This is a genomic window from Fortiea contorta PCC 7126 (assembly GCF_000332295.1).
In the GTDB taxonomy this organism is placed as follows: domain Bacteria; phylum Cyanobacteriota; class Cyanobacteriia; order Cyanobacteriales; family Nostocaceae; genus Fortiea; species Fortiea contorta.
The window spans coordinates 2,562,229-2,582,766 of the sequence record NZ_KB235930.1 but is presented as its reverse complement, the minus strand read 5'-3'; the positions used below and the strand labels follow the sequence as shown (position 1 = coordinate 2,582,766).

Sequence of the window (20,538 nt, the reverse complement as noted above, 5' to 3'; positions counted from 1 at the left end):
TATGAGTCAATTGTCAACGTCTGTTATCACAAGTAATCAACAAAAAATACTCTACTCACCCGATCGCCTCTAAACTAATAATCAGAGGTGTGGTTTTTACTCTTGCCTTGAATTGAGCAATGCCGTATCGGTAAAGTTGTTTGTCAAAATTCCCACTCTGGGGACTTTTGACAAATAACAAATGACAAATGACAAATATCTCAACAATCTTTTAGCATGACGAATCAGCCCAGCAATTTAGAGGCGCAACTTTTAGCACTGCGACAAGAAGGAGAACAAGCGATCGCCGCCGCTGACACCCTAGAACGTCTAGAAGAACTCAGAGTTAGCTATCTGGGTAAAAAAGGACAACTGGGGGCGCTGCTGCGGAGTATGGGACAGATGAGTGCAGAGGAACGACCGATAATTGGGGCGATCGCCAATACTGTCAAGGAATCTCTGCAAACTAGTCTAGATCAGCAGCGCACAGCTCTCGAAGCAGCCCAAATTCATCTCCAGCTAGAGGCGGAAACTCTCGATGTCACCATGCCGGGAATTTATCGCCCCCAAGGTAAAATTCATCCTCTCAATGGTATTATCGACCGGGCGCTAGATATATTCGTTGGTATGGGTTACACCGTAGCCCAAGGGCTAGAGATGGAAACAGATTACTACAATTTCGAGGCTCTGAACACTCCGCCCGACCATCCCGCCCGTGATATGCAGGATACTTTCTACCTCCCCGACGGAAATTTGCTGCGGACTCACACCTCCTCAGTCCAAATTCGTTATATGGAAAAAGAAGAACCTCCCATCCGGGTTGTGGCTCCAGGGCGAGTTTATCGGCGAGATAATGTAGACGCCACTCACTCAGCAGTTTTCCATCAAATAGAATTGTTGGCTATTGATGAGGGACTGACTTTTACAGACCTCAAAGGCACAATTAAGGTATTTTTGCAAGATTTTTTTGGTGATTTACCGATTCGCTTCCGCGCTAGCTATTTCCCATTCACGGAACCCTCGGCTGAGGTGGATTTGCAGTGGAATGGGCGCTGGTTGGAGGTAATGGGTTGCGGTATGGTTGATCCCAATGTACTCAAAGCTGTAGGCTATGACCCAGAAGTGTATACCGGATTTGCCGCAGGGTTTGGTGTAGAACGCTTTGCTATGGTACTACACCAAATCGACGATATTCGTCGTTTATATGCTAGTGATTTAAGGTTTTTACAGCAGTTTTAGGGATATTTGTCAACCCGGTATTTACAACATATCCGGGTCTTCTCCTAATTCTCGTAACCTAGCTGCAAGACGTTCAGCGCGTTGGCGTTCTTGTTCAGCACGTTGACGTTCTTGTTCAGCGCGTTGGCGTTCTTGTTCAGCATCCTGTGCTGTCTTTTCCTCAGGTAGTAACACTAAATTTCCGGAAGCATCGTAAAATCTCAGCCACACCGCCGTTTCCCGGTCGATGTCACCTTCCCAAGTTCCTAAATAAAAACCTAAAGACTGACACCACAACCAACCACGACTATCTAATTCCAGGGGTTGGTACTTCTGAGAAGCATCTAAGTACCAGCCTTGGAGTGAGTCGGCATCGAAGGGGTCAAAAATAAAATAATTTCGAGTGTGAAAAACTCTTTCGTATAAATCCTTTTTTGTACCTTTATCTACTTCTTGGGTACTTTCTGATAACAATTCGACGATCACATCAGGATAACGCCCGTGTTCATCCCACACAACCCAACCTTGACGTGAATAACTACCGTCAACATCCAAGACCACAAAGAAATCTGGGCCTCTAAAATCCTTATTTTTTACCTGGGCACTACTGTAATATACAAACATATTACCCCCAGTAAAGTAATCATTACGGTCAGCCCAAACTTGTTGTAGTGACCGAATTAGAGCATTCATGGCGATGCGGTGGCGGTTGCTTTCCAATGGTTCTCCGTCGTCAAAAATCAAATCAGTAGGTGGCTGGGGTGGGTTTTCCCAATCCACTACTTCTTGTCTGGGGTTGGTTGCTGCTGTGGTTTCTGGTGACATCATAAAGACCCCTTGTGAGCATTTAACCATTTTTTCTAGTATCTCTGATTTTGAAGAGATTAGACCTACCTTCTTCATAATTCATCCTTTAATTCTGCGGCAATTATCACAATGTCCGCAATGCCAATTAGCAGCTTCTTTGTCGAAACCAAAAGCTGTTAATAAAAACTGCCAGCGACACTTTTTAGTATTGAGATATTGACTCATTTGTTGAGTAGCATTTAACTGTGTTGATGGCTGATTTTTTCCCCTCTCTTGAATAAGATAATGGAAGGGGTCAAGCCATTTTAACTGACCATTGCTGTGGAGTAGAGAAAGTGCGATCGCTGCATCAGGAAATTGTTTGATGATTGCGGTTACTTCTCCCTGTTTTGGTAGTTTTTTCACCAGTTGCTGTGCTATTTGTTGTTGGCTGTACATTTGGTCTTGAAAAAATTGCTGTCTTTGTTTATCCTCTGGATCTAACCACCCTGTAGGTTCACTCACCAATGTCAGCGCCTCGGCTGGTTTTCCATCCCTCCCCGCTCTACCAATTTCTTGCACATATTCAGACAACAGATGCGGTGCGTGAAAGTGAAGCACCCAACGCACATCTGGTTTATTAATCCCCATCCCAAAGGCGCAGGTACAGACAACAAAGGGGATTTCACCACCCAACCAGCTAGCTTCCACCCTCCGACGTTCTCCAGCGCCCAAACCCGCATGATAACTCGCTGTCGCAAAACCCATCTCGGCTAACCACGCAGCTAAATTTTCACTATCTCGCCTAGTGCGAACATAAATTAATCCCGCTTGCTGTGGTCTATTTTGAATAAACTTTAATAATATTTGTTTCCTTCCCCTCGGTGTCCAAGCAATGCGGACACTGGGATGCAAATTAGGACGATAAGGATTGAGGCGAAAAATCTGCGGTTGCTGTAATTGCAAAACTGTGGAAATAATTTTCTGGGCTGATGGGTCGGCTGTTGCAGTAAAGGCAGCTATACTAATTTTGGTTCCCGGTGGTTTTGACTGCAACAATGCAGGTCTGACTGCTCCTAATCTGCGATAAACTGGGCGAAATGTCTCACCCCACTGCACTAAACAATGGGCTTCATCTAAAATCAGAGCGTTAATTTGTAACTGAGGTTGAGATAGTTTTTCCCAAACTGGCGCACTTAATAACGTTTCTGGTGATAGATACAGCAATCTTAACTGCTGTTTTTCCAATGCTTGCAATGTAATGCGGCGTTGAAATGGAGATAATTCACTATGCAAAAGTGCAGCACTTAAGTGGCGCTGACGTAGTTCTTGCACTTGGTTTTCCATCAACGCTACCAAGGGCGAAATCACTAGGGTTAATCCTGTTTGTAGCAGTGCGGGAATTTGAAAACATATAGACTTTCCCCCGCCTGTAGGCATAATAATTAATGCATCTTTTTGCTCTAATAAACTGCTGATAATTTCTCCCTGTGGTGGGCGAAAATCTGCGTAACCCCAGATTTTTTGAAATGCTGTGCGGGCTGTATTCAAAGATGTTGTTTCTCGGTAATTCATCAGTAGTTATTTGTAATAAATAACTTTGAATATAACCCTTTTTATTGATTATTTAGTTCAGTAGTATCATCAGTTTTTTTTGTACAAAATCCTGATTTAAAAGCTAGATTCTCACTCGAAATTACAAATATATATTTTATAATTTCTGTATTTTGTTGACGTTTTTACTTGATAAACGGGGAACAATAAAGATTAAGTAGAACCTCTATTCTCTGTTTTGAGAAGATGCAACCAAGCTTAATAGTCATTTTTTGAAAGTTGGTGGGTATAGCCTTAATGCCACTTCACAAAAAATATGATACGGATGTAGGTTGGGGAGCCAGTGCGTTGGACGGGTTTCTCGACTTAAAGCAACTGGCGTTTGAGGAACGAAACCCAACACATCAAGGTCTTGCAATTGTTGGGTTTCACGACATTCTACCCAACAATTGCATGTATTTCATTTTTTTCTGGAATTGCTATAAGTAGGTGGGCAGGAAAATTTATAACTATGTAACGAAAACTTAACCAGAGATATTAGAGTCAAATTTAATACGTTCTGTACTGTAGTTGCCCTTTTCTCCTCTAACTTTAACGCCATCAATCACGGCGTAAGCGAGATCTAACTCATCATCAAATATTTGCCCACATAGTTCGTCTTTTTTAAGGTGCTGCCACTCCAATTCAATTGGGTTCATCTCCGAGCAGTAGGCGGGCAAAAAAAAGATGTACAAACCCATGTGTTCCCACTTTGACCATAACTGCTGAACTTCCCGACATCGATGTATTGGACCGTTGTCCTGTACTATTACTCTCATGCGACCAACCTTCTGGGCATCAAGGGCTTCGCGTTCCATCATCTCGATGTAAGATTTACGACTAACACCCCCAGTAACCAGACCGTAAATAAAACTGATTAAAGGTTGGAGAAACCCAATTATGCTTAATCTGCGACCACGACGCTTTTTTTGTTCTAAGCGTTTTTGCTCACCTTTGAAATAATAAGTGTAACCAGGTTCGCTCCACAGACAAAACCCTGATTCATCTAGATACTTTAGGTCTATTTCTCCGGCACCAGCAGACAATTCCAGCATATCTAGGTCAGCTTGCTTCTTAGCTCGTGCTATGGGGTCTTGTTTTCCTTTGTGGCAAATTCAAAGTTCGCTTCCAATTGATCCCCTTTTTTTGAGTACCCGTCTTAATCTGTCAGGACTCAGTTTGATTGAGCGATCGCTTTCTAACTTTCTAGCTAATTGAGAACTGTTGTAAGTGCGTGGTTCTTTTTCAAGGCATTCTTCCAAAAATACTATGTCCTCTTCTTTCCACTTTGCCTTTCCCCCTCGACCTGCTAGTTCCCAAAGCCCTTTTAAACCTTGCTTTTCCCATTTATGTAAAACTTCCCTCACTGTCTGTGGAGTCCAGTTAAAATGGGCAGCTATTTTGTCAACGTACCAGCCATGTGCATTTAACCTGATTATCTCTGCTCTGTCTTTTACCTTTTGTGGCACATCCATTGTTCTGAGGTTTAATAGAGTTTTGTCTTGCTCACGAGTTAGGAATACCCTTAAACGAGCGCCCATATCTCAGTCACCTCGGTAGATACATTCTCCGTATTTATTTATCTTTACATACTTTGGTTTTTTCATACCCACCTACTTAAATGAAGAGCAAGCCAAACTAATGATTATTGATGGTGATGTAAAAAAAGTCAGTGGTACGAGGGTTTGGGGCTATGAGAGCGCGTAGACGCATAGCCGTGAGTCAAGAGACATCGCAAGTAATCATCTCAAGTCGTGGATTGCTTAGTTTTGCGGTAATTTTTACAGACTGTAATTTTTAAATCCGTGGTATAAATTAGTTAGTAGTTTCTTGGTAAAGCATCCTTGTAAGAGATATAGGAATGAGGGGCAGATTGATAAAAAGGGAAATTGTACTCAAGCAAATAGTGCATAACATAAGTCTGACTATGTTAAGGCTAAGTTTGTCTGCATAATGGTTATATTTTTGTTAATAGCTATAATTTTTAATCTATATAGAATAGATGATTTAGAAAACGATGATATCGAGCTTGATGCTCTACATTTTTTGTAATTTATATCTATGGAAGAAACAGTTCACGACGACTTTTTTAAGAACTTTACTGTAGTAACAGCAACTATATCCGCAGCAGATTATCTTCCTGAAACGTCAGGTATTTATGCTTTATATCATGCATTTGATTTTTCAGAAAATAACTTATCTGAATATATAGATACGCGCATAAAAAATACAGTCTTTAAAACAAAGTTTTCTGAGGAAGATAATAAAAGTAAGTTTATTGTCGATACTTGCGGAGAGTCGGTTGGTTTATCTCCAAAAATGGAGCAATTTATTAAAGCTGTTTCTCAGCCTAAAGAACGAAGAATTTTAAAAAATCTCCTAATCTCATGTAGTATTCTCCAACGCCCAGATTATATTGGCACTGCAAACAACTTAAGAGATAGATTTATTCAGCATTTAGAGCGAGAAGATGGTTTTTTCTCAAAATACGGCAACTTCAGACCCAATGATGAATTTTTATTCGTTTGTTTACCTTGTCCCAAAAATATTTCTAGAGAGTTGGAAAGCCTATTAATTCAACTATGTCAACCTAAATTTAATACACAGAGGAGTTAAAAAATGGAATTAGATGATCAGTCTCCAGAGACAATTGAATACAAGGCAATCAGTGGTAAATTTGGTGACGTTAGGTACTTCATAACAACTCTTGATCAAAGTGATGCAGTTGAAAATGTTCAATTTGCTGATGATATTCAAAATAGTTGGAGCTTCTCTGAACGAGTTCAGAGAAAACTAGATGTAAACAGAGCAAATACAGAAATATTTTCTTACCTAGCGCAGGGTGGAATTCGCTTTTTTAATTCAATTGTAATCGTACTTTTACCCAACTCGAATGACCAAAGAGAATTTTGGGACTTCTCTGAAGTTAGGAGTCAGGGAAAACCTGTCGAAAAATGGGTTAATTTAAAGCTGTATAAGAACGTAGCTAGAATTGTGATTGATGGTCAACATAGACTTCTTTCACTAAAGAGATATTGGAACGCCCATACTGGAAAAGAGCCTTTAAGTCCTCAACAAACCAAGGACAATTTCAGTTGCTCAGAAACCTTTGACATCCCAGTGGTTTATTTAGTATTTGGCAATCTTGGTAGGGTTGGTCATGCAGACTTAAGCGAAACTGTAAGAGATGAGATAATCAAATCAACTCGCAATATCTTTACAGTTATAAACAAGACTGCGAAATCAATCGATAAACAAACTCAACTATTGCTCGATGACAGTAAAATATCAGCATTGATTCCTAGAAAGCTTTTAGAAGAAAGAGTACTTGAAGAGAGATTCATTAGATGGTCTTCCACATCACCCAGCTTGACCCAATCAGAACCTTACTTAACGACTTTAGATTTGATTAGCCAATGCACTATTGAGTTATTGAAAGATTATCAGAAGGAAGCTTTAAAGAAATCATTTAATTCACCAACTGAGCGTAATAAAGCTTTGGATGATTATTATGAGTCTCATCCTAAACTTCCTAAAATAGGCACAAAAGCATTGCTTAAGTGGTTTTTCACTGAACTTCAGCCATTCAAGGATTGGGCAGCACAAATTAACCATGTAGGTATAAATATTCCTATTCAACCGGAGCAACCTCAATTAAATACAAGTCAAAAAGCAAGTATAAAAAAATTACGAGAATCGAGTATTTTGTATACTATTTTTGGACAAAAAATACTTTTTTCCGCTGTTTCAATGTTCTTGCTCAGGATAAGAGCCGAATACCGTATTCCGGCGATTCTTGATGCTATCTCGCTTAGTATTACTAAAATGGATGAAGCTGACTTTTTCAAACGTAATAAATCTCACTGGTCTTATGTTTTAGTGCAGCCAAATGCCAAACTAAACATGATAACTAAAGGAACTGGAAATGATAAATGTATAGAGCTTATCAGAATGATATTGTTTGAGTCCTCTGAGGGTGTGAGGGATTTGATCAAACGGACTAAAGAAGAGGTCAGTAATGAGGTTGACTGGAATGAAACTTTGATTTCAAATTGGAGAAAACAGTTTCATGTAATATTACCTGAAGTTGAATTGATTGATGAGCATATAAAAGAATCTTCTGAATCAGATGACTCTTTTTCTAAAGTTCGAGATTTGCTTGATTCTTATGAGGAGGATGAAGAGGAATCTGGTGAAATTGAATATGATGAGGATATTTATAAAGAAACTGAGGAAGAAAAAGACTAAGCTGTTAATCTGAGCAGAAAAGTGCCTTAATTACAAACCCAGGCCATTACTTCAAAAGCTCACCTTTCTCATCTTCATTTGAAACTGCTTCCCTGCATCTTAAATAAGCGATTGCACCAATCCACAGATGGTTTCAATCGAGAATTATTATTCACTAACCAGTGCTTCATCCCATAAGTAGGGGGAAAAATCCTTACTTGAATTAGTATAACCCCTACTTGCTTGCAAAGAGGGGTTATGGTCAAGCTTTATGCAGTCACTTCCTCAGCCTTAAGTTGTGGTTTCAAGGATGCATACAGCCTATTCAATGCATTCACGTAAGCTTGGGCAGAAGCAACGATGATATCTGTGTTTGCTGCGTGTCCCGAATATACTTTAGATTCGTATTTTAACCGGATAGTAACTTCACCAATAGCGTCGATACCTGCGGTGACTGATTGCACTGAAAACTCAATCAATTGATTAGGTACATTCACCACACGATTGATAGCTTTATATACAGCATCTACTGGCCCAGTTCCAATTGCTGCATCTGTGAGTTCTTCACCGTCTGGGGTGCGGAGGGTGACGGTAGCGGTGGGTTTGGCGTTACTACCACAAGAAACTTGCACCAATTCTACGCGGAATAAATCGGGTGCTTGTTGAATTTCGTCATTAACAATCGCTTCTAAATCCCAATCAGAAATTTCTTTCTTTTTGTCGGCTACTTCTTTGAATCTGACGAAGGCTTTATTTAATTCGGTATCTGACAGTTCAAAACCTAATTCTTTCAAGCGAGTGCGGAAAGCATTTCTTCCTGAATGTTTACCCAATACTATTTGATTGTCTGTTAAGCCAATCAATTGAGCATCCATGATTTCGTAGGTGAGTTTATTTTTTAATACCCCATCTTGGTGAATTCCTGATTCATGGGCGAATGCATTTGCACCGACAATCGCTTTATTTGGTTGCACTAACATTCCTGTCAAATTGGAAACTAACCGTGAGGTTTTATAGATTTGGCGAGTGTCGATATTTGTCAGCGGCGCTTCTGAATCTACTGGTCTACCTACAAAAGGATTAAAATATTGTCGCCGGACATGTAACGCCATCACTAATTCTTCTAATGATGCGTTTCCTGCTCGTTCACCAATACCATTGATCGTACATTCTAGTTGCCTTGCTCCATTTTTCACTGCTTCTAAGAAGTTGGCAACTGCTAATCCTAAATCGTTGTGTCCGTGTACAGAAATAATTGCTTGGTCAATGTTGGGAACGTTTTCTTTGATTCCCTTAATCATTGCTCCAAATTCGCTTGGTGTTGTGTATCCCACTGTGTCGGGAATATTAACTGTTGTTGCGCCGGCGGCGATCGCTTGCTCTAACACTTGGTAAAGAAATTCTGGATCGGAACGCACCGCATCCATCGGCGAAAATTCCACATCTGCCATGAAAGACTTGGCGTATGCTACCATTTCTTCGGCGATCGCTAATACTTCTGCCCGCGACTTCCGCAATTGATATTCTAAATGTATATCAGACGTGGAAATAAATGTATGAATTCGACCTTTGGCTGCTGGTTTGAGTGCTGCAGCTGCTGCTTCAATATCTGCTTTAATGGCTCTGGCTAAACTACAAATTACCGGCCCATCTTCTGTACCTACAACTTGGGCTATCTTACTCACAGCCTCAAAATCCCCAGGACTGGCAAAGGCAAAACCTGCCTCAATGATATCTACTCCCAGCTTTGCCAGTTGCTTGGCAATTACTAATTTTTCGTCTATATTCAGCGTTGCTCCAGGACACTGCTCTCCATCACGCAGTGTTGTATCAAAAATGATGATGCCCTCTGAGTTGGTGTTCATTTTTCGGTTGTTGTTTAGTGTTTACTAATGGAATATGTATATTTTCAATCTGAGTTTTTACTTTTACTTTTGTAAATAATTGCTAAGTATATTAACCTTCAGATTTTTCTATTTGATCTCTGATATCATTTAAATCTATATATCTATCTGTGGCGTTACGTAACTCTCTGGCGATCATACCTTCTGTTGAGACTACTGTGATATGTGTATTTTTTGAGCGTAAAAGTTCTATTGCTCTTTCAAAATCTCCGTCACCGCTAAATAAAACTACTCTGTCATATTGATCTACAGTATTAAACATGTCTACAACAATTTCAATATCTAAGTTAGCTTTTTGCGAATAACGACCGGATGAATCATCATAATATTCTTTAAGAATTTTAGTTCTAACTGTATATCCTAAACTAATCAGAGCATCTCGAAAACCTCGTTGATCTTGCGGGTCTTTTAACCCAGTGTACCAGAATGCATTAATTAATGTTGTTTCTGATTGCTCGTGTTTAAAGTATTCTAAGACTCGTCGCGGGTCAAAAAACCAGCCATTTTTTTGTTGAGCGTAGAACATATTGTTTCCGTCTACAAAAATAGACAGACGATTCATTGGCGAACCCATAGAAAAATACACCTAATATATAGATAATAATTTAGATTGAACAATAGATTATAGCAATTCTCAAATGATAATTTTGCTAAAGTCTATAAGGTTACTCTGCATGTGTAGCTTTTATCTTACCTCTTTCAAAGCATAAAATTAGTTGAAATATGAGAATGAAAGGAAACTGTTAACAGGGGAAATCAGCCATCCACCAAGGGAGTAGGGTTTTTACCTCGATTGGGAAACAAAAATTATTTCACCCACAATTCCGATCGGCTTCAAACCTTTATCTTCTGTCGTCAATATGTCAAACACTGGCAATTATTGATCTCAGACGGTGCTAGATGCACTCGGCGATCAAAATCTACCAATAAAATTGACTGGCTAACAGTATTGGGCGCTGTATAAGAGTTAAGTTTACTCCTAAAGAGGTATAACATAAGTCTTGAGGCAGGATGTAGGCTGATGCCCATCATTAAGTTTTATAGTCAACAACTCAAGACATTTTTGCTTGCAAATGACTAACACACCAGCCAGAGAAAACACCGTTTGTATATCTTCTCAGCAAGCCCATGCTGGGGGTATACCTGTTAAATAGGCTAAAGTAGAATCTTGTAACAACTAAATGTACTGGTCAAACATCTCCAACTCAGTTTTATGCAATTATTACAGCCTATACCCCAATCAGAGAATAAATCAGGCAGTATTGAGATTGTCAGCTTTTTGTGCAGACACTTCATTAATACAAAATTGTCTAAAAATAAAGCATAATTTACAAATGTATAAGATTTTCATGTAATTTTTATTTCAATTTGTTTGCACTAAAACAGGGTCTGAATCAACCGCAGCGTAGTACCTAAATTAATAAGTAACACGATATGGCAGAAGAACCTACATCCACCTTAACTAAAAAACATGTCTCTGCTGCCAATAGATGGTTAGGTAAGCCCACAAAAGCCACCTCGACAGCATCAATGCGCCATCGCCGATTGATGAGTCGTGTTGGTCATATACTGACTGGGACTGCAGCCATAGCCGCAGCATTACTGAGTGCTTCTGGTGTAGGTTTAGTACAATTAATGGAAAATCAGGCATTCTCCGCTTTTTTTCAACTACGAGGGCCGATTCTACCTCCGGAAGATATCGTAATTTTGGCAATTGATGACCAATCCATATCCAATTCCAAACAGTACTATAACGATGATCCACAGAGATATGCTCACCTAGAACCACTAAAATCTTTTCCCTTTAAACGTATTGCTTATGCCCAAATCATCGAAAAATTAATTCAAGCTGGCGCGCGCACTGTAGCATTAGATGTACTTTTTGATACGCCAAGCAGTTATGGGCCGAGGGACGATCGCCAACTACAAGCAGCACTGCAACAATATGGTAGTAAAGTCACTCTAGCAGCCCTGTATGAAAATTCAGTAACAGCGCAAGGTTCCACCATCCAACTGAGATTACCTCAACAAATTTTTCGCACCGGTTCAGTGTCCATCGGTACGGTGAATTTTCCCTTAGATGTAGATGGTAAGATTCATCGACTAGCCGGCGAGTATACGAAAGCATCCATACCAGATGAAATCGCCGCCGATAAAGTACCATCCTTTGATGAAGCGGTGTTACGAGCGGCGCGGGTAGATTATCCTAGAACCCAGGGCGATCGCATTCACTTTTGGGGACCACCTGATACATTTGAACAAATTCCCTTTTGGTATGTACTCGATCCGCAAAGCTGGAACGATTATTTACAACAAGGAAAAGTATTTAAAAACAAAATCGTCTTGGTTGGCGCCACAGCTCAGTTACCAAACGATTATCATGCAGTAGCAGTTAGCAAAAACACGAAAAAAATGTCAGGTGTGGAAGTACACGCCAATGCGATCGCTACTTTGATATCAGGAAAAGCGATCGCTCAAGCAATTGTCAGTCCACCGCTGCGGGGTTTGTTTGTGTTGGTGTTGGTGGGGGGTAGCGCCGTACTGATCACCAGAACCAAGCGAGGAATAACCAGATTGATTTTGAGCATAGCCATAGCTAGCATCTGGGGAGGGACAAGCTACGTATTATTTATTTATGGTCAATTAATTTTTCCGACGACAGTACCAATGATAGCGATCGCCTTCATCGGCTTAACTTATTTAGGAACCGAAGGCGCCAAAGAAGTTCTCCGCAAACGCCAACTTCTAGACATATTTCAAAAATATAAAACTTCCCCCGTCGTCCAAGAAATTATTAGCCAACAAGACGATCTCCAAGACTTACTGCAACAGCGAGATTTAGCAGTAGCTGGTAAAATGTTGAGTGGGCGCTACAAAATTATCAAAGTCCTCAGTGCCGGTGGATTTAGCGAAACTTACATTGCAGAAGACACCCAACGTCCTGGAAATCCCCAGTGTGTGGTCAAACAGCTAAAACCAGCCAACACCAAAACCGAAGCCCTACAACTCGCCAGACGTTTATTTAACTCCGAAGCACAAACCCTAGAAAAATTAGGAACACACAATCAAATACCCCAACTTTTAGCTTTTTTTGAACAAGATACAGAATTTTATTTAATTCAAGAATTCATTATCGGCCATCCCCTAAATCAAGAATTACCATTAGGTAAACGCATTCTCGAAAAATCAGTTATTGATATCTTAAAAGACCTATTGCAAACATTAGCATTCATCCATCAAAATGGAGTGATTCACCGAGATATTAAACCTAGTAATATTATCCGGCGACACTCAGACTGGAAACTCGTCTTAATTGACTTTGGTGCTGTCAAAGAAGCTACCATGCCACAACAGGACAGTCAAGGACAAACTCCGTTCACCATCGGTATTGGTACTAAAGGATACGCCCCCAGTGAACAATGTTTTGGGCGTCCTCAATATAGTAGTGACATCTATGCGATCGGGATGATTGGGATTAAAGCGCTGACAGGTATCGCCCCCCACGAGTTTAAGACCGATGCTGATCAAGAATTACAATGGCGGGATAAAGCAGAAGTGACCCACTCTTTAGCAGAGATCCTCACGCAAATGGTGCGGAATGACTACAGACAGCGTTATCAATCTGCATCAGAAGTTTTACAAGCACTGGATAAGTTAGTTAGTTCTCCAGATAAAATCGATTCCTCATCCATAAATACTTTCTCTTTAGATGATGATATCGATGCTTCTACAACACCTTGGATAGAAGAACCCTGAGCGACTCCACCATATTTATTAATTGACAATTTGACCAACTTTCCATTTCACATTACTCTGATTCACACAATCCCATTGACTAATCCGCGCACCATTTTCTAGAGAACCTCCATCAACCTGTAGACATTTGTCACTATGCTTGGCTTTAATATAAAAATAACCTTCACCAGCTGAAACAAATTTCCATTTCACATTATTTTGATTGACACAATCCCATTGAGTAACTGCTGCTCCATTGTCCATAGAGGCTCCATCGATTTGCAGACATTTATCACTAAACTTGCTTCTGATAAAGTAATAATCATTGCCTCCCGGTGCTGCTTCTAACTTCCATTTCAGATTATTTTGATCAACACATTGCCATTGAGTAGCTGCTACACCATTACCAATTCCTTGGTTGCCATTTACATGCAGACATTTATCACTATGCCTAACTCTAATATATCTGTAACCCTCATTACTAGCGTGAGCTACAATCGGCAAAAAAGTCAAACTAGTTAATAATCCTAAACATAAATTGCGTATAGGTTTCGTAGTATTGATTAATTTATGTAATTGGTTGATTTTCTTGTCAATAGCCATGCTTGTTTTTCCAGGATTTGAACTCGTTAATTACTTATATGGTCGCCATCCCGGTTTTATGCAATTGTAATCAACAATAGATCTGCTTAAAAAAGGGGGCTAGGGACTAGGGGTTAGGGAAAGAGATTTTTATTATTCCTTGTGAGCGCGGCTCAAGGATGAAACTTTTAATAATTTCCTGTTCCCTACCCCAGCTATAAGTCTTTTGCAGCAACGCCCAAAGTTAAGAAGGACTGCTTCAGTGCATGTTTGTCACTGCATCCGCGCCGTCGCTCTTGAGTTGACCGTCTTCCATATAGATGATGCGGTCGGCTATGTCGAGAATGCGGTTGTCGTGGGTAACTAACAAAATTGTGCAGCCTTGTTCTTTGGCTAGCTTCTGCATTAATTCTACCACATCCCGCCCAGATTTTTTGTCGAGAGCGGCGGTGGGTTCGTCTGCGAGGACGATTTTTGGATGGCTGACTAAAGCACGGGCGATCGCTACTCTTTGTTTTTGTCCTCCTGATAATTTCTCTGGATAGTAATTGACACGATCGCCTAAACCTACCGTCTCTAACATGGCGATCGCTTTAGTGTTAATATCTTCATTCAGAAATTGATCATGCAATTCTAAAGACATCCGCACATTTTCTCTAGCTGTTAAAAAGGTCATCAAGTTATGCGCTTGAAAAATATAGCCTATTTGGCGTCGCAGTTGAGTTAACTGCTGTTTGCGCGCACCGCAGATTTCCTGTCCTAATATTTGCAAACTTCCTTCTTGAGCAGAACGCAATCCCCCCATCAAGGTTAATAATGTGGTTTTTCCCGATCCAGAAGGCCCGGTCATAATCACAATTTCACCGACACTAATTTCTAAATTGATGTCAAATAATACTTGCTTGCGTAGCCCTCCTTCACCAAAGTAATGGTTTAGGTTTTTAATCACAATTGCTGATTCTAAATCAAAGGCTGTGGAGTCAGAAATGACTGGCAGAGATTCTTGCATCATAATATTTTTCAACCGAATTTTTACCGAAGAGGGGTAATTTCATACTTCATACTTCATACTTCAGCCTTTAGTTGACCCTATGCTTCATTTTTTAGAAAACATCCGCCGGGTCAGCAGAGCGGAGTTTTCGCATGGCGATCGCCCCAGAAAAACTACACATAATGATTGTCAAAACTAAAACATATATTGCCCGTTCTGTTTTCATGAACAAAGGAAGCATTGTAGCTGCATTGGTGAGCTGATAAAGTCCGACGGAAAGGAAAAAGGCGGGCATATAACCCAAGACGGCTAGAAGTAAAGCTTCTTGCAACAATACCCACAGTAAATAGTTATCACCATAGCCCATAGCCTTGAGGGTGGCGTATTCTGGGAGGTGTTCGGAAACATCAGAATAGAGAATTTGATACACAATCACGATTCCCACAATGAATCCGACTGCTGTACCTAGACCGAAAATAAAGCCGATCGCTGTCCCGGCTTCCCAGTATTTTTTCTCAATTGAGGCAAATCCCTCTGGTGTTAAAACTATCACATCCTTTGGTAGTCCGGCGCTTAGTTGCGATCGCACTTTTTCTAGATCCACACCCGGCTTCAATGTCAGCAATCCAACCTCGATGCGATCGGCTTTACGCTGCGGAAATAATTCTAAAAAAGTAGAATCGCTGGTGATGACGTTACCATCAGCCGCAAAGGACGCACCATCGGTGAATAAGCCTTTGACCTCAATCGCTTTACTATTCAGTTCCGTCTTAAAGCTATTAGTTTTGTTGAAAATATCTGCCACAGTTCCATATTCTGGACGACCCGCTTGATCAAACAACACTTGATACAACGGCTTGAGTTGATCGCTGTTTTGTTGAGTATCAGCGGATTTAAATGGAGGTTTGGCGGGGTCGGTACCCCACACCAAAATAGCTCTTTCTTGTCGAGTTTCGGGATTTCGCCACTGTCCGGTGCCAATATAGAGTGAATTGACTGATTGCACACCGTCATAAGCCAAAGCTTGATAAAGTCTTTCTCTAGAAAAGCTTTTCACCGAGAACAAAGTCTGAAATTGGGGACTGATCAAAACCAAATCAGCTTTGAGATTGCGATGGGGCTTAATCGCTGCATCAAACAGCGCACTTTCAAACCCCAGCTGAATAAACATCAGCATATCCGCAAAGGTAATACCTGCAACGGCGATCGCTAGACGAGTTTTTTCCTTCATCAACTGGCGCCATGCTAGGGGAGTTTTGCGAAATATTTTGGATAACATGTCGTTTGTGATTGGTTATTGGTTATTTGTGCTTTCTCTCTCATCGAAGAAGGGAACGGGGAACTCTTAACAGGGAACAGTTAAAAGTTCCTGACTATCCGGTAAGATAGTAAGAGACCCCGATTTCTCACAGGTGACATGTTTCAAGTGGGGTTATTATCTACATCTGAAACAGCCTGTGGCGTGTTGTCTGTTGCCTCTTGGACTCCCTATACTTTTTACAACTCAATCGCTGTCTGTACTTGCAAGTTTGTTAAACCTGCAACTTGTTTGCTAGATTCGGGATTCAGGCGGATTTTGACCTCAACCACGCGACTGTCAAGGTTTTCTCCTGGTTCGTTGCTGAACACGTTTTGTCTATTGACCTGTAAACCGATTTGGAAGACTCTACCTGTGAGTTCGCCTTTCAAAGCTTGACTGGTAACTACTGCTGACTGTCCTAGTTTCACTTTGGCGATATCTGTTTGATAGACTTCTGCGATTGCAATCATTTGGTCAGTTTGCGCGAAGTCTGCAATGCCGTCAACACTCATCTTCTCACCGACACGGGTATGAATTTTGAGGATTTGACCTGCTGTTGGTGCTTTGATATAAGCCGCTTCCAGGTCGGTTTGGGCGCGTTTCAAGGCGGCGATCGCATTTTCTACTTCGGTTTGGGCTGCGGCTATGTCCACAGGGCGAACTTCGGCAATACTGTTAAGTGTGGCTCTGGCTTCGCTCACCTGTTTGTTACTGGTAGAGTTAATTCGGTTAAGTGCGACCTTGGCTTCAGCTAGTTGTCTACCTGCAGTTGCGTTGATGCGGGTGAGAACTGCTTTGGCTTCGTCTAGTTGCTGTTTTGCTGTCTCCCTCGCCAAACGTTTAGCGTCAAATAAGGAGTTAGAAATCGCTCCCTCTTTCGATAATTGGCGATAACGATTATATTCAGCTTGGGCGTTATTGAGTTCTGCCTGTAGCTTTTTAATTCTCGCCTCTTGTGCTACTCTGTCTCCTTGCCATTGCGCTTCAATGCGGGCGATCGCTTCTTGTTGACCTTTTTTGTCTCCTTGGTATTGAGCCTGTAAACGCTCGATGCTGACTCGCTGGGCTTGAATTTCTCCGGCTTTGGCGCCGGCTTTGACTTGGGCGAGTTTGGCTTGAGTGACTGCGACTTGTTTTTTCGCTTGTGTGAGTGCATTTTCCAAGCGATTGCGTGAGTCGAGGATGCCGACGATTTGTCCTGCTTGGACGCGATCGCCTTCTTTGACTTTAATTTGAGCAATGCGATCGCCATCTAAAGCCAGAGGTGCAGATAACTTTAGTACTTCGGCTTCTGGTTGTAGTCGTCCTAAAGCTGTCACTTTCTGCACAGTTTGTGTTGTCTTTGTCGCCTCTGCTGGGGTAGTTTTTCCTACTTGTCCAAACTGAGAAATCCCATAAGCTACAATAGCACCCGTAATTACCGTAGCACCAATTACTAACGCAATTAGCCGTTTATTTGTGGCTTTAAACAACAGCTTCTCACCCATATTTCCTCTTATTCAGGATTTAAATTAAAGACACAGAGATTCGCTAAGATGGTTTTCCCTATTCAGATGCGATACAAAATTATCTCGCTAGTACAGCACGGCGGAAACAAAATATCCATTACAAATTGCTCAAAAGCTTATCAGACAAGCTTTTTAATTTCATACTTTATACTTCATACTTCAGCCTTATTGTACTAGGTGTATGAGTGCACCATTGCCATACCTTTACTGATTTATTTTTAATTTTTCAGAATTTCTTGCGGCAAATAAGCCGTTAACATTTTTCCCAAGAAGGTACATTGTTCAGTAAAATCAATCATTTCATCACCCTGTAACTTTCTCAGCAATAGACCATCTATAAAGCTCAATATGAAAGAAATTACCACCGGATTTTGAATATTAAAAACATCACTAGCCGCCTGCCGACATCGCTTATTGGCTCGCTTAAATACATTTTTTCCGGGTATTTCTTGAGAATCTCGGTGTTGACAAAAATCAACCCAAAGATAAGTCCATTTGATAAAATAAGCTTCGTTTTTCGCTAAATATCTCCCCAAAGCTATCATCGATTCTTGCAGCGTTTCGGTTCCCTCTAACTCCGCCAACGCCATCGCTATATCCTGCTGACATGTCTCTTCCACTAATTGCTCAAACAAAGCTTGCTTGCTGGGAAAATAGTGATAAAGCGTACCAGTAGAAACTCCTAAACCCTGAGAAATTTGGCGCATGGTAATAGAACCATACCCCTTGTGAGCGAAGAAATCAAAGCATTTACCAAGTAATTCTTTGCGGTATTGCTCATGGTCAACAATTTTTGGCATACCTTGGCTAAATTGGCTTATTTATATCGAACGCTCGTTATTTATATTAAGTTTCTTATATAAATGAGTCAAGGGGGAACGGAAAATTGGGTATTAGACACGACCAAATCTGCCTCTACATCCTTCATACCTCATACTTCGCCCTTCACCCTTCACCCTTCACCCTTCACCCTTCACCCTTCACCCTTCACCCTTCATACTTCATCCTTCACCCTTCAATTGACGCGCAAAAGCGATCGCCTCTGCTGCGGTAGAAATCTTCCCCTCGACTTGTGCGATCGCAATTTCTCCCAGTAGTTGACCAACCACTGGCGAAGCGGGAATGTTTAGTGCTACAATAATCTCCTCTCCACTCACTAACGGAGTGGGATGAGCAACCAGATCATCAGGGTTAAGGTAGCGGCCGATTAAAAGTGCGTACCCGTCTAACGGTGAGGCAGCGCTGCTGGAGCTTTCCCCTCCACAGGCGACTGCACAACCGTTTTGCAATGCGGAACTTAATGAGTCAGGCTCATCACCAAAAGTCGCCTCTACCAATTTATCACGTGCCAGCGCTAAAGTTGCAGTGGCCGAAAATACAATACCTACCTCCCGGAAGAAAAAATACTGTTCTCGTAGCGTCAAATCTGTTTTTCTGAACAGCGGGAACAGTTTCAGGGCGGTACTTACAGAACGAATTTCTGCACGACTGTAGGTAAGTTTTTGGAGTTGAGTTTCTGCTATTTCCAGTTGGGGATGGACGAGACAAGCAAGTTTAGCAATTCCTAGCCAAGTTGTTTTAATAGTATTGCGGACTGATTCTTGCAGTTGTCGCCCCAGGAGCGGCGAAGTTTTGGCTAGGAAACAGGCTGCTTGGTCAACTGCTGCGAGTTGATTACAGCTTTCGCGGGTAGCGTTGGGAAACAAAGGTGTAATTAGACCATCTTCCCAAGCCTTTGTGATCCAGAGAGTACCTGGAGAATTAGCTAATAGATAACCAATTTCCACCCGGACTCGTTCCGCTGCCACACTAATAATATGTGACGCTAAATCCCGAATTGTAGATTGGGTAGTCGGTTCAATTGTAAAATCCAGTTGAGCAGCTTGGCGATAGGCTCGCATTAACCGCAGAGGATCATCTCTAAGATTAGCAGCTGACACCATTCGCAGCCGACCCTGTTGTAAATCAGCCAAGCCTTGGAGAGGATCGATGATTTCTTGAGTATGGGGATTGTAAGCGATCGCATTTACCGTGAAATCCCGTCTATGCAAATCAGTTTCTAAACTAGCGCCTTCCTGCTGGGCAATATCAACAGTAGCATGGGGAAACACCACACGAGCGATTTGTCGTTGCCGATCCAACAAGACAAAACCAGCTTGATAACGACTAGCGATCGCCCTTGCTAATTTTACAGCACCTGCTGGGACAACAAAATCTAAATCCAAATATCCACGACTCCTCCCCAGAATCGCATCTCGCACCGCACCACCCACCATATATGCAGGTTGCGGTAACAATTCCCAGCTAAAAGGCCAATTTTCAGGAGCGAGAGCAGAAGGAACTGAATTGTGCATTGTAATAAAAATCAACCCAGCAACTCATGAATATAGGATGGGCTTAAGCTAGATTAACAATAAAGGTTCCTGGAGTTGGTTTTATCATGTGTATTTGCGTGAACTGCCACTATGTAGACCGCTGTGTGACTTACAATGCCGTAGAAACGCAGCACCAACAACCCCATTTGACAGAAACACCAGATTTTGATCCCAATGAGCCGTCAATTAATGTTAACATCCGCACCAAAGAAGATGTGATAGAGATGGAATGGGATGTGGTTGGTTGTTTGAGCTTTAAGCGAGAAACGGGTAAGTGGTCGAAATTGCGTCCCGGTGAATTAGTACCGACTTGATTGGGACTAGAGGCTAGGGAAAAATA

15 protein-coding genes and 1 pseudogene are annotated in these 20,538 nt (G+C 41.4%); 5 read left to right on the top strand and 11 right to left on the bottom strand.

Going from position 1 to position 20,538, the window contains the following annotated elements; genetic code table 11:
• Positions 1-216 precede the first annotated feature (216 nt).
• Complete coding sequence (gene pheS / locus MIC7126_RS0111965; protein WP_017653386.1) at positions 217-1,218, top strand: phenylalanine--tRNA ligase subunit alpha; 1,002 nt, start codon at positions 217-219, stop codon at positions 1,216-1,218.
• Positions 1,219-1,239: 21 nt separating this feature from the next.
• On the opposite strand, the gene MIC7126_RS0111960 is transcribed toward pheS, so the two are convergent.
• The 3 genes and pseudogenes from MIC7126_RS0111960 to MIC7126_RS29345 form a co-directional block, all read right to left on the bottom strand.
• On the bottom strand, positions 1,240-2,022 hold the full coding sequence (locus MIC7126_RS0111960) for a Uma2 family endonuclease (RefSeq protein ID WP_017653385.1): 783 nt from the start codon (positions 2,020-2,022) through the stop codon (positions 1,240-1,242).
• Positions 2,023-2,103: 81 nt separating this feature from the next.
• Positions 2,104-3,558, bottom strand: coding sequence for a RecQ family ATP-dependent DNA helicase (locus MIC7126_RS0111955; protein ID WP_017653384.1), 1,455 nt, complete (start codon positions 3,556-3,558; stop codon positions 2,104-2,106).
• Between the two features lie 503 nt (positions 3,559-4,061).
• A pseudogene (locus MIC7126_RS29345) lies at positions 4,062-5,117 on the bottom strand (IS630 family transposase).
• A gap of 520 nt (positions 5,118-5,637) precedes the next feature.
• Here MIC7126_RS29345 and MIC7126_RS0111935 point away from each other — a divergent pair.
• Complete coding sequence (locus MIC7126_RS0111935; RefSeq protein WP_017653380.1) at positions 5,638-6,192, top strand: GIY-YIG nuclease family protein; 555 nt, start codon at positions 5,638-5,640, stop codon at positions 6,190-6,192.
• 3 nt (positions 6,193-6,195) lie between these two features.
• On the top strand, positions 6,196-7,824 hold the full coding sequence (locus MIC7126_RS0111930) for a DGQHR domain-containing protein (RefSeq protein WP_017653379.1): 1,629 nt from the start codon (positions 6,196-6,198) through the stop codon (positions 7,822-7,824).
• A 248-nt stretch (positions 7,825-8,072) separates the two neighbouring features.
• On the opposite strand, the gene MIC7126_RS0111925 is transcribed toward MIC7126_RS0111930, so the two are convergent.
• A complete protein-coding gene (locus MIC7126_RS0111925) occupies positions 8,073-9,668 on the bottom strand; it encodes a 2-isopropylmalate synthase (RefSeq protein ID WP_017653378.1) in 1,596 nt (531 codons plus the stop codon).
• A 91-nt stretch (positions 9,669-9,759) separates the two neighbouring features.
• Positions 9,760-10,281: a LabA-like NYN domain-containing protein gene (locus MIC7126_RS0111920; protein ID WP_017653377.1), complete on the bottom strand. Its 522-nt coding sequence runs from the start codon at positions 10,279-10,281 to the stop codon at positions 9,760-9,762.
• A gap of 860 nt (positions 10,282-11,141) precedes the next feature.
• Here MIC7126_RS0111920 and MIC7126_RS0111915 point away from each other — a divergent pair.
• The gene (locus tag MIC7126_RS0111915) at positions 11,142-13,463 is read left to right on the top strand and encodes a serine/threonine-protein kinase (RefSeq protein WP_017653376.1); all 2,322 of its coding nucleotides are present in this window, start codon (positions 11,142-11,144) and stop codon (positions 13,461-13,463) included.
• Between the two features lie 18 nt (positions 13,464-13,481).
• On the opposite strand, the gene MIC7126_RS27495 is transcribed toward MIC7126_RS0111915, so the two are convergent.
• From MIC7126_RS27495 to MIC7126_RS0111885, 6 genes are all read right to left on the bottom strand, one after another.
• Positions 13,482-14,045, bottom strand: a complete 564-nt coding sequence (locus MIC7126_RS27495; protein WP_017653375.1) for an RICIN domain-containing protein — start codon at positions 14,043-14,045, stop codon at positions 13,482-13,484.
• 238 nt (positions 14,046-14,283) lie between these two features.
• Positions 14,284-15,036, bottom strand: coding sequence for a DevA family ABC transporter ATP-binding protein (locus tag MIC7126_RS0111905; protein WP_026100200.1), 753 nt, complete (start codon positions 15,034-15,036; stop codon positions 14,284-14,286).
• 91 nt (positions 15,037-15,127) lie between these two features.
• Complete coding sequence (devC, locus tag MIC7126_RS0111900; protein WP_017653373.1) at positions 15,128-16,294, bottom strand: ABC transporter permease DevC; 1,167 nt, start codon at positions 16,292-16,294, stop codon at positions 15,128-15,130.
• Positions 16,295-16,512: 218 nt separating this feature from the next.
• On the bottom strand, positions 16,513-17,802 hold the full coding sequence (locus MIC7126_RS0111895) for an ABC exporter membrane fusion protein (protein ID WP_017653372.1): 1,290 nt from the start codon (positions 17,800-17,802) through the stop codon (positions 16,513-16,515).
• A gap of 239 nt (positions 17,803-18,041) precedes the next feature.
• On the bottom strand, positions 18,042-18,623 hold the full coding sequence (locus MIC7126_RS0111890; RefSeq protein ID WP_017653371.1) for a TetR/AcrR family transcriptional regulator: 582 nt from the start codon (positions 18,621-18,623) through the stop codon (positions 18,042-18,044).
• Positions 18,624-18,824: 201 nt separating this feature from the next.
• Positions 18,825-20,177, bottom strand: coding sequence for a tRNA nucleotidyltransferase/poly(A) polymerase-related protein (locus MIC7126_RS0111885; protein ID WP_017653370.1), 1,353 nt, complete (start codon positions 20,175-20,177; stop codon positions 18,825-18,827).
• Positions 20,178-20,263: 86 nt separating this feature from the next.
• On the opposite strand from MIC7126_RS0111885, the gene MIC7126_RS0111880 reads away from it, so the two are divergent.
• A complete protein-coding gene (locus MIC7126_RS0111880; protein ID WP_017653369.1) occupies positions 20,264-20,512 on the top strand; it encodes a Ycf34 family protein in 249 nt (82 codons plus the stop codon).
• Positions 20,513-20,538: the final 26 nt, after the last annotated feature.

Coding starts and splice junctions, on each gene's coding strand:
- MIC7126_RS0111885 (WP_017653370.1), bottom strand. CDS start 20,177: ATGCACAATTCAGTTCCTTCTGCTCTCGCTCCTGAAAATTGGCCTTTT.
- devC (WP_017653373.1), bottom strand. CDS start 16,294: ATGTTATCCAAAATATTTCGCAAAACTCCCCTAGCATGGCGCCAGTTG.
- MIC7126_RS0111935 (WP_017653380.1), top strand. CDS start 5,638: ATGGAAGAAACAGTTCACGACGACTTTTTTAAGAACTTTACTGTAGTA.
- MIC7126_RS0111960 (WP_017653385.1), bottom strand. CDS start 2,022: ATGTCACCAGAAACCACAGCAGCAACCAACCCCAGACAAGAAGTAGTG.
- pheS (WP_017653386.1), top strand. CDS start 217: ATGACGAATCAGCCCAGCAATTTAGAGGCGCAACTTTTAGCACTGCGA.
- MIC7126_RS0111895 (WP_017653372.1), bottom strand. CDS start 17,802: ATGGGTGAGAAGCTGTTGTTTAAAGCCACAAATAAACGGCTAATTGCG.
- MIC7126_RS0111905 (WP_026100200.1), bottom strand. CDS start 15,036: ATGATGCAAGAATCTCTGCCAGTCATTTCTGACTCCACAGCCTTTGAT.
- MIC7126_RS0111925 (WP_017653378.1), bottom strand. CDS start 9,668: ATGAACACCAACTCAGAGGGCATCATCATTTTTGATACAACACTGCGT.
- MIC7126_RS27495 (WP_017653375.1), bottom strand. CDS start 14,045: ATGGCTATTGACAAGAAAATCAACCAATTACATAAATTAATCAATACT.
- MIC7126_RS0111955 (WP_017653384.1), bottom strand. CDS start 3,558: ATGAATTACCGAGAAACAACATCTTTGAATACAGCCCGCACAGCATTT.
- MIC7126_RS0111890 (WP_017653371.1), bottom strand. CDS start 18,623: ATGCCAAAAATTGTTGACCATGAGCAATACCGCAAAGAATTACTTGGT.
- MIC7126_RS0111880 (WP_017653369.1), top strand. CDS start 20,264: ATGTGTATTTGCGTGAACTGCCACTATGTAGACCGCTGTGTGACTTAC.
- MIC7126_RS0111920 (WP_017653377.1), bottom strand. CDS start 10,281: ATGGGTTCGCCAATGAATCGTCTGTCTATTTTTGTAGACGGAAACAAT.
- MIC7126_RS0111930 (WP_017653379.1), top strand. CDS start 6,196: ATGGAATTAGATGATCAGTCTCCAGAGACAATTGAATACAAGGCAATC.
- MIC7126_RS0111915 (WP_017653376.1), top strand. CDS start 11,142: ATGGCAGAAGAACCTACATCCACCTTAACTAAAAAACATGTCTCTGCT.